This is a genomic window from bacterium (genome assembly GCA_040755795.1).
Lineage (GTDB): Bacteria > UBA9089 > CG2-30-40-21 > CG2-30-40-21 > SBAY01 > JBFLXS01.
Genome location: JBFLXS010000129.1, coordinates 1 through 9537, shown reverse-complemented (window position 1 = coordinate 9537; position 9537 = coordinate 1). Strand labels below are relative to the sequence as shown.

General features: G+C 41.2%; 2 protein-coding genes and 1 pseudogene. 1 reads left to right on the top strand and 2 read right to left on the bottom strand.

The genetic code is table 11. The features are described 5' to 3' along the window. Window positions 1-128: 128 nt before the first annotated feature. A complete protein-coding gene (locus AB1414_09710; protein MEW6607708.1) occupies window positions 129-464 on the bottom strand; it encodes a GxxExxY protein in 336 nt (111 codons plus the stop codon). A gap of 181 nt (window positions 465-645) precedes the next feature. Then, complete coding sequence (locus AB1414_09705) at window positions 646-9213, bottom strand: fibronectin type III domain-containing protein (GenBank protein MEW6607707.1); 8568 nt, start codon at window positions 9211-9213, stop codon at window positions 646-648. Between the two features lie 228 nt (window positions 9214-9441). Between AB1414_09705 and AB1414_09700 the strand changes: the two are divergent. Further along, window positions 9442-9537: pseudogene (locus AB1414_09700) on the top strand (four helix bundle protein).

The window sequence follows — 9537 nt, the reverse complement described above, 5'->3', positions numbered from 1 at the left end:
CGTATTTTTAACAAGTCGGGAACACTCTTATCTGCGTCCTACAAAAAAGAAAATCGTAACCGTTCAGGGCTATACATTAGAAGTGTAAACAAGGAGAAATGGGGAAAAGGGAGAATTGGAGAAATGGTTCAAACTTTTTCTTGCTCTACCCTTCGGACATCAATCCTGGAGTTTGCGAAATTTACCCCTAACCCTATTTCTTTATCCATTGCTCTAAGGTATGCTCTAACCTCATTATAATACTTCCCACTTATCTCCTCAACAGTTTTAATCTCTACCACAATCTCATCTTCAACAAAAAGCTCAAGTCTATGAATCCCACCCTCAACACCTTGATAGAATATCTTGACTTCTTTTTCTGATTCAAAGATGATGTTCTGTCTTGCAAACTCAACCTTCAAGGCATTGTGATAGATACTCTCCAGAAAACCAGGTCCTAATGTGATGTTGAGTAAGTTTTGCACGGCGTATCATCAGATTTCATAACCTGCGAACAGATAATTGTAACTGGTAACTGATTAAATAGTTTCGTCCTGAGCTCAGCCGAACGGTATTTAATTACCAGTTACCAATCACCAGTTACCAGAATCAAATTCCGTGCGTTATTTGTTCACCACGACACTAGATTAAGACACCACCCAAAATTTACGGTAAATTTATATCACCTGCATTAGTTGTGCTGGCGTTTACGGTTGTCGATGTCTTACCCAAAGAGCCTGCTTCTACCTCGATATAAATCTTGTCTTGATTTGAGTAACTGAAAAAGCCTTGTAAATCTTTAGTCCTGATTTTATTTTTGTCTATTTCCCATCTGCCTGTAGCGTCGGTTAAACAAGCCGCCCAGACGGATTCTGAGGAATTATCCTGTTTTTTCAATTTAACATAAACAATTACCCCTTCAACTGGCATAGCACCTTTTTTAACATAACCCGCGACATTCGCCTGTGCTTGTGGCGATATCGTCGGTCCTGTGGTAAAAGAATAGGTTGCTGGGTCAGTTGAGTTACCACAAACCAGTGTGTAAAGATATGTAGTTTGTGGTTTTAGATTTTTAATGGTGACAAAATGCGTCTCTGCTTGAGTATCTACCCCACGGTCATCAAACGCCTCATAACCAAAAGATGTCGTCGTGCCGTAAAGAACTTTACATTTCAGGTTAGAGGTAGTAATCCAGGAGATAGTAACTTGATTTTCTGCAAAATTACTCACCCTGTTCCAATTTGGCGAATATTTACTGATTTGTTTTGAATAGACAAAATAGCCTTTATCTATATTCGTTGTAAAATTGTAGAACTCCGGGAAGCCAATTTGATACCCTACCCAGTAACTTCCATCATCCCAGCGTTGAACAATTGTTGCTGAGCCGTTTTGGGCATTTATATTCTGGAGCAGGTTTTTAGCCGTAATTGTTGCCACACCCTGACCAATTAAGTTCCAACCAGTTCGTAGATTTATATTTTCTGATTCAATTTTACTGCCGTGCATCTGCCAGGTGCTGGCATTCTTACAATGCACAAAATAGCCTCTTCCAACCTCAATCGGCATATCCTTATTAAAATATGGAGGTGTTGGTGGAATGCCTATCTGGTAAGTTTTCCAGGTGCTTCCGTCCTCCCAATGTTGAACTATATCTGCGGTTCCGCCTTGTGCATTTATGCTCTGAACTAAATTTTCAACAGTATATGGTTTAAGCGTTGGTATTAACGGTAATGAGAATAGATTCCACCCCGCTCGGAAAGAGACGGTTCTCGTCGTAATTGGTCCAGCCAGAGTCGTTGCATCACAGGTGGCGATACCAGAAGGATTTCCCACTTCATCCAGGGTCTGAATGTAAAATCGATATGCCGTCGTGCTAAGTAATCCAGTTATTGTTGCCTGCTGGACACTTCCTACAGGTTGAGGGAGAGGAGGTGAAAGGAACACAGTGGCATTATCCCAATTTCCTCCGACAGGTGCATATTTGATGATATAAAGTGAGGCGGTGCCTTTAAAATTGTTATCTCCCGGTGCACTCCACTCTAATCCAGTCGAATCAGAGGTAATATCTTTTACCGTAAAATCGGTTATTGTGCCTGGCGCCCAAATGTCCCCCGGTGTCGCACTCCCTACATTTGACATAGGTCCTTCTTCATCACCACTTACTGCGGTAACGACATAATAATAAGGAATATCCTCAGTTACCGTGTTATCAATATAACTCGTTGTGCCAATTCCGGTATCAATCTGTTGAAAACTTACTGTCCCTGCTGGCGGTATATCTGTGCGGTAAATATTAAAGGTCGTTGGTGTAGCAATATTATATTCCCAGGTTAATGATATTGAGCCAGGATGTCCAACCGCCTGGAGATTTGTCGGTCCAGTAATAGCTGGTGCCATTGCGGGCAGGGAAAGACTACCCAATGGTGGTGGAGTAACCTGCATCCCTAAAAAGGCATCCGTGTAAGTAATACTGGTTGAGCCAATCAATTCAAAATAGTCAGTTGATTGGAGTGGGGTAGGTGCTTTCGGTGCTTTCCCTTTCGGTTTTTGTGGAGTAATCGACAGGGTTAGTAAGATATTCTTTTCCGACCCCGGTGCGATATTTCCTCCCTCACCCCATTCCCAGATAATTGTATCTCCAATTTGTGTGCTGGTTCCGGGGAATGTTGAAATCAAATCGACATCAGCATTTAAGTTCATCGTTATCTTTGGTGTTTCGGCAATATCATCCCCGGTATTGACAAATAATACCTTTAAATCTACCTCATTTCGTTCATTGAGTGTGAGTGTCTGTGTTATTTCGCCATTAAATGCCCGTCGTATCTGATTAACGATATATTCCTGATTCATCGAAGGTCCATGAACAACAACGGTCTCAAGATTCCCCGCAGAAGTGCCTGTTTCACTAAAATGGTCTTTAAACTCAATCTCCGGGCCCTCATTCACAACCTTTATGCCACTTCGCACACTATCCGTAATAGATTGAACAATCACATAAAAATCCTGCTTCATTTCATTATTATCATACCAGGGTAATTGTTGGGCATAGTTAGGTAAAGTAAAGGTTACGGTGCCTTTTGTGGGGCTAAAGGTAACATCTCTATTTAAGGTTTCAAAATAAGCCGCTGATTGTGTGCCTCGCGGTTTTTGATTCACATCTATTCCAATAAGTCGTTCAAATTCTGCTTTTTCTGCGGCATTGGCTAATTTCGCCTTATCTACCGTAACAAAAGAGGGAAAACCATCGGTTAAATGGACAATCGTCGAGGAACCATAAGTGGTCAATACATTATGATTCGCATCCTCTATCCCTATCCAGGCCGCCGGGATTTCAAAACCTACATTGGCTAATTGATTACCAGGTTCATCGCAGGTCAATTTGAATTTTATCTTATGCACCTTACCTTTATCTGAATCAGGGATAGTTGATTTGGTCGTAATTTTAAAATAGACTATCCCTCGCCATGCATCCGCAATCTTCGGTTCATCTTGAGCCTCAAGTAGATACGATAAGTCCTGATGCACCGGGGGAGTAGAATTTAATAAATCATCCACTGTAATCGTCATCCAATCATTAATTATCCGATTTGTCTCCGGGTCAGAGGTATCTGGTTCGATTTTAACATTTTTAAGGGTATATGGGTCATTGGCGCCGCCACCAAGGTTATTACAAACCTCGATTCTCACAAATGTTTCCTGGCCCGGGGCAAGTCGTGGGGTGCAAAGTTTATCATCAATACGACCACCAACAAATGTGCTGGCGGTTATCCTCCCAAACCCATAGGTTTTAAGGAATGTATCCATTTCAAACTGTCGTGGCTCATACGGGTCTTCAACTTTAATAATATGAAACACCGTATCGCCATAATTACCGATATTGACTGGTGCTACCTTTTTAGAAATCTCAACATCACTAACTAACCCCCAGACCGCCTGAACATGAGCATCCATTATCATATATTGATTAGGGCCTTCACCGGGCTTATGAAAGACATATCGACTACCATCATTAACCTTCATCGGTCCCTCATAATGCACATCCGGATAATATGTGTTCATATCTGCCCAGATATGAATTTCTTCTTTTTCGCCAGTAAATAATGCCTGATTGAAATATAGGGTATGAAACATCGGGTCATCTTTTTCATCAACAAGTTGTGTCGGGTTGCCTACATTCTGATAATCAGTCAAATAGTACTGCTCATATCTTGTATCAAACCCTAATCCTTTAAAGATATTCTTGACAATTAGACTCTGGTCTTTATTTATCTTAAATTTTTCAGCAGGTTGATATATTTGTTCAAATTCCCGTGACCCATTCCATGTTTTGGCAATCAGATGTAATTTTGCGGGTTTGGAGACATCATATTCTAAATACAATTTTTCATCACCATCTCTTGTGTATGGTGGCTCCCCACTGGGGGCATCCTTCTCTACATAAAGTTCATAGGTATCATTTACCGTTGGATAAACTTTAACCACCGGGAAGAAATCATTCGATTTTTTAAACTGTGGGTCCATCGTTCTAAGAGGGGCAGAATGCGGTCTCCCCCACATATCCTGCCATTTTACCTTTGGTAGATTTTCAATGTTAGTTGGAATGGGTGAATAAGCAATGCCCTGTGATAAATATTGTTTATATGGGTTTTCATCTGAGCCTAATAAAATGACAAAGAATAATGCATTAGCATTCATCAGCACCTTACCATTAACAACATATTTTTCCGGGATATTGGGTAATGTTGCCATTAGAATTGTTCTGGCCGGAAGGATTTTATTTTTGTCAGTAGAAGTGCCCGGGTAGGGTGGTGGTAATTCCGTGCTCCTTATCCCATATCTGACAAGTGGGTCTATAAAATCATACCCCCCAATTTGATGATATGTCCAGGTGCCAGTCCAGGTAAGTTTTTGTGCCGGCAGGATTATATCGCCATTTGGGGCTAAACTAATTAAAGGTTTATCATTATTCGGGCCCCACTGTGGTTGACTATACACATTTGGGATTTCAATTGGTGCCCCATAAGGATTTTCGTAGATATAAGTTGTCACGCCATCCCAGTTATTAACATTAAATTTGACATAGCGGTTAAGTGCTTCGATAGGTAGTGGATAGCGTGGGTCATCAAAGAAAAATACCTCATTTTGTAGCCAGGCATTGGCATCACCGTCATCTACATCCCAGTATGTACCGCCAGTTGACCAGACTATCTTTCGATTATCCGCGACATCAACAATCGGGGCAACCAGAGCGACTAAATCCTGGACATTGACATTTTTTGCCAATGTATCTTCTTTATTTTCAATGGGAAAGACAACATCCGAGAATATCCCGCTGCCAACAACGCCATAAGCGGTAAGTTTATCCAGCGCGCGGTCGCCAACTAATCGTGCGGCCATTTTTGCCTTCATCGTTACATCACGGGCATAAATCGTTACATCGCCGCCTGGCACCTCTTTGTAACTTGCGGATGTCTTGCAAACAACCGCTTCTCCTTTTTTAAGGGCATTTGCCTCTGTAAAAACCCAGAAGGATAAGTTTAACTTTGTATTTTCATCAATTTCGCCAAAATTCCAGGTAATAGTAGTTAGTGTGCCAGGACCCAGGTCAGTGATAGTCCCTTCTCGCTCAATATTAGATTGTAATGGGCTAATATCAGACTGGTCAGTAATATTGAATCCTGGCTGGACTACCGATTTGATAACTACATCCTTAAGTGGTTTATTCCAGAAGTTACAAAATGTTACCGTAACATACACCGGGACATCTGCCTCTAATCCGGGAATAATATCTTTGGGCACCTCCTCAGAGAACTTTTGGCAGGCATCCATTGATAAAGCCGCCTTTCTCGACATACTTAAAAGCACCGCATCTAAGACCATTGGATAATATTCTGTTTTATCCGATGGATGAGAAGGTATCATCATCGCACAGCCTAACTGGTGTTCAATATAAATTATGGCGGGTGAATCTGGATAATTGGTATCAGTATAATTAGCGATTACTGTCTGGGTAGCATTTGCCACTGGCGATTTTTCTAATAATAACGGGTCGTCAAGAACATAAGTTTCTGGAGCTAACCAGGAGAAGGTAAGTGGATGTGCGGTATCTAAAATATTTAGTTGCCCTTTACTATCCATATCGGTTACGCGTGTTTGTAAATCTACAGTTCCAGAACCTACCAGCCCGAGTTTTTCTACTAAATACACACATTCTCCCTGCGTGTAAAGGATACCGCCATTAGCAATAAATGATTTGAGATTATCTAATCCTTGTTGGGTCAAAGTGCCAACAACATCTTCCACATAACCTTTTTTAACCGATGGGAAAATAACCAGGTCATAATCAGCAAGTTTGCCCTGGCGAATATCATTTTCATTAACACGGTCAAAGTATTCACCCCAGAGATACATCCGGAATATTTGTTCAAAATAACCTTCTTCCCAGGTAATGTATTGGTCATATTCATCCATTAAATCCGAGTAAAATAAAGCAATCTTAATGGGTTGTAAGGAATAGGATTTTGAGACACCAAGCACATTTCCTGTCCCGACACCCTTTTCTACAACAAGATAATCTGGCGTTGGTGTGCCAACAAAATCTATAAAACTTATTACCGTTGCGGTTGCGGGTGAATATTCTGAGATAAATGTGCCGGCATCAAAAACCGTGTTGTGATAAGGGAATGATGTGGAGGCAGTCCATTCCATATTACCATATTCATAAACATGGTTAAAGCAAGCCTTGTAGGCATTTCTTATCTTATCCAGTTTAATCTGACCAGCACCTTCTTGCTGGTTACCCATAGGGATAATGACACTCATTGGCTCATATTGATAGCCCAGTCCAACCGGTGTGCGAGATATCTCCGTAGAATAGTTACTCGGATATGAATTAGTGTTATATCCGCGTAGGGCAAGATAGTATTTTTTATCATTCGTTAATCCTTCGAGATTATATTTCGTAACATTACCCACATCAATCATCTGGTCATAAGTTTTATTAATCGTTCCTGCGTAGGATTCATCGCCATAATATAAGATATACCCGGCAATATCTGGTTGAGGGCTGGGGTTCCAGGAAAGGTAAAGCACCTCATCCCCAGGCAGACATTCAGCTTCTTTCCAGAGAGGTGGTGTTGGCAGGTCGCCTTTAGTCGTATCTGAGACAACATTAGAAAGCCCGGATTCATTTCCAGCCTCATCTACGGTTTTTAAGGCAAAGAAATAGGTTTTATTCCAGCCAAGTCCGGTGACGGTGAAAGTTGCTTTCGTATTTGGGACGCCAGGTTTTGGTTCGCCAAATGCCTGGAAACAATTATCCCAATTCGCCTCAGTAATCTTCTCAAAATTATATCGCACATCATAAACACTTGCCTTACCTTGTGTGCCGTTATCTCCTGGATTAGTCCAGCTAAGTTCTATGGTGCTTGCAGTAACACTTCCTATGGCTAAATCAGTAACCGTAGATGGAGAAATCATATCGGTTGAAACAACATTGGATAGTGCGGAAACATTATATTGCTCATCATTTGTTTTCAGGGCAAAGTAATATTCATATTTAGCCAGTTGTAGGTTCTGGACGATAAATACCTCCGCTTCTCCTGCCTTTCTGGGTAGCGGGGTGCCTACCTGTGTAGCAAATACCCAGGTATCCTCGGTTATGGGCACAGTAGAGTAGCGAATATCGTATTTATCATCGGTTCGATTTGGATAGCCTTTATCTTTTGTCCAGGTTATATCTCCGTCATCACCAGGGGATGTCCAGACCAACATAAGTGAGCCGTTTTGCAGATTAACATTGGCAATGGCAAGGTCACTCACGGTGCCGGGGGCTATTTCGTCTAAAGTCGTTTTCTGAAAGACATTGGATATGTTAGATAGCTGTCCGCCTCTATCCATAGTTTTTAAGGCAAAGAAATAGGTTGTTTCGGGTTGGACGGTGCGACTGCCAATGGGTAATTTTCGGTCATCAGTGCCAGTTCCGATAACAACCAGATGGTCTCGATTACCGGCAAAGGAAGGTTTTGGTATTATGCCTGGAGCAGACGCACAATTATCAAAGTCATTTTGTAATGTATTTGTCCCTTGCGTTGTCCATTTAATGGTATAAGTGCTTGCCTGTCCTTGACTTCCATCTGCACCAGGGGCAGTCCAATTTAAAATAATGCTAAATGATGTTGGTTGAATGGGTTGCCAGCCGGTGATTGCTGTCCAATACAAACTATCAAGGTCGTTCACCGCGGCTGGTGGGGTATCATTTAACTCCACTGTAGTTTGTTCTCCCGCAGAATAAGTTCCATCTTTATCATAGGCAAAAGCGGTGTAGTAATAAGTTTGAAGTGGAATTAATGCCGGGTCTTCATCTGTGCAGGTCTCATACTGATTATTATAAATTACCTTTAATTTTCCATTATTTGTTAAACTACCAACAACATAGGTTGAAGTTGCCCCTTGAGTTGGTGTCCAGGTGCCAATAGTCTCTGTCCCGCGGACAATAAGCACACCACGAAAATAAGCATTGTAGGGATTCTCCCAGGTCAATCGAATGATGTTATCATTCGATTCGCCTTTAAACTTCTTTACCGGATTCATTATCCCAGGTGCAAGTTCAAATCGGAACTCAACAGCATCTTTTGATTCTGGATTATGTTGTCTGGTATGAAACATATCGGCTAAACCTACTTCAACCGTATAAGTTCCGGGCACACAATTTTTAAAAGTCCAGGTTGTCTCGTTAACAAATCCGGTCCAGACAGGTTGTTTATTTCCACCAGGCGGCTGGCAGTAGAGCACAAGAATAATATATCCTTCCCAGTATCCATCAGGTGCCATGCCGATACTGAAGTTTTCTACTTCAAATGTTGCGGTAATCGAGCCTTCACTGATGATAGTGGCAGTAGCGGTTGGCCAGGTAACGCGGATGGTCGGTGGGGCATAAGTTGCCGTAAAATCTACATTGAAAATATCAGCACCGCTTATTTGAACTGTTCTGGAACCTGGTGAAAAAGACCACCATAATTTATCCGGAGTAACAATGTAATTTCCATCTGGCAGACCACTAAAAACATAACTGCCATCAGCCGATGTGGTGGTTACACTTGAAACATTGCCGGCAATGGTCACCTGGACATCAGCAAGAGTGTTAATTTTACCACTTATGCTAAAAGCCCCGACAGTTGAAACCCCTGCGAAATAGCCGATTAAACCTAATATTAGAATCATCCATTTTTTCATCACAAATACACCTCCCTGTTAGAATGCAATGATGGAATATTGTCAATATTCCATTGTTTCCATATATTATAAATATAACATAATTTTTAGAAATTGGCAAGTTTTTTTTACATTTAAAAAAATATTGACAATAACTCAATGGTGATGATATAATAATTATTACAAACGTAACTATTCACCTTGTAGGAAAGTAGGAGAGTAGGAGAGTAGGAAAGTAGGAAAGGGAAAGAATTGGTGCAACAGATGTGCAGAGCGGCTGTTTCTATTCCAGCAAATATTGCAGAAGGTTTTAAGAAACTTAATTATCTGCCAGATTTTCAATCC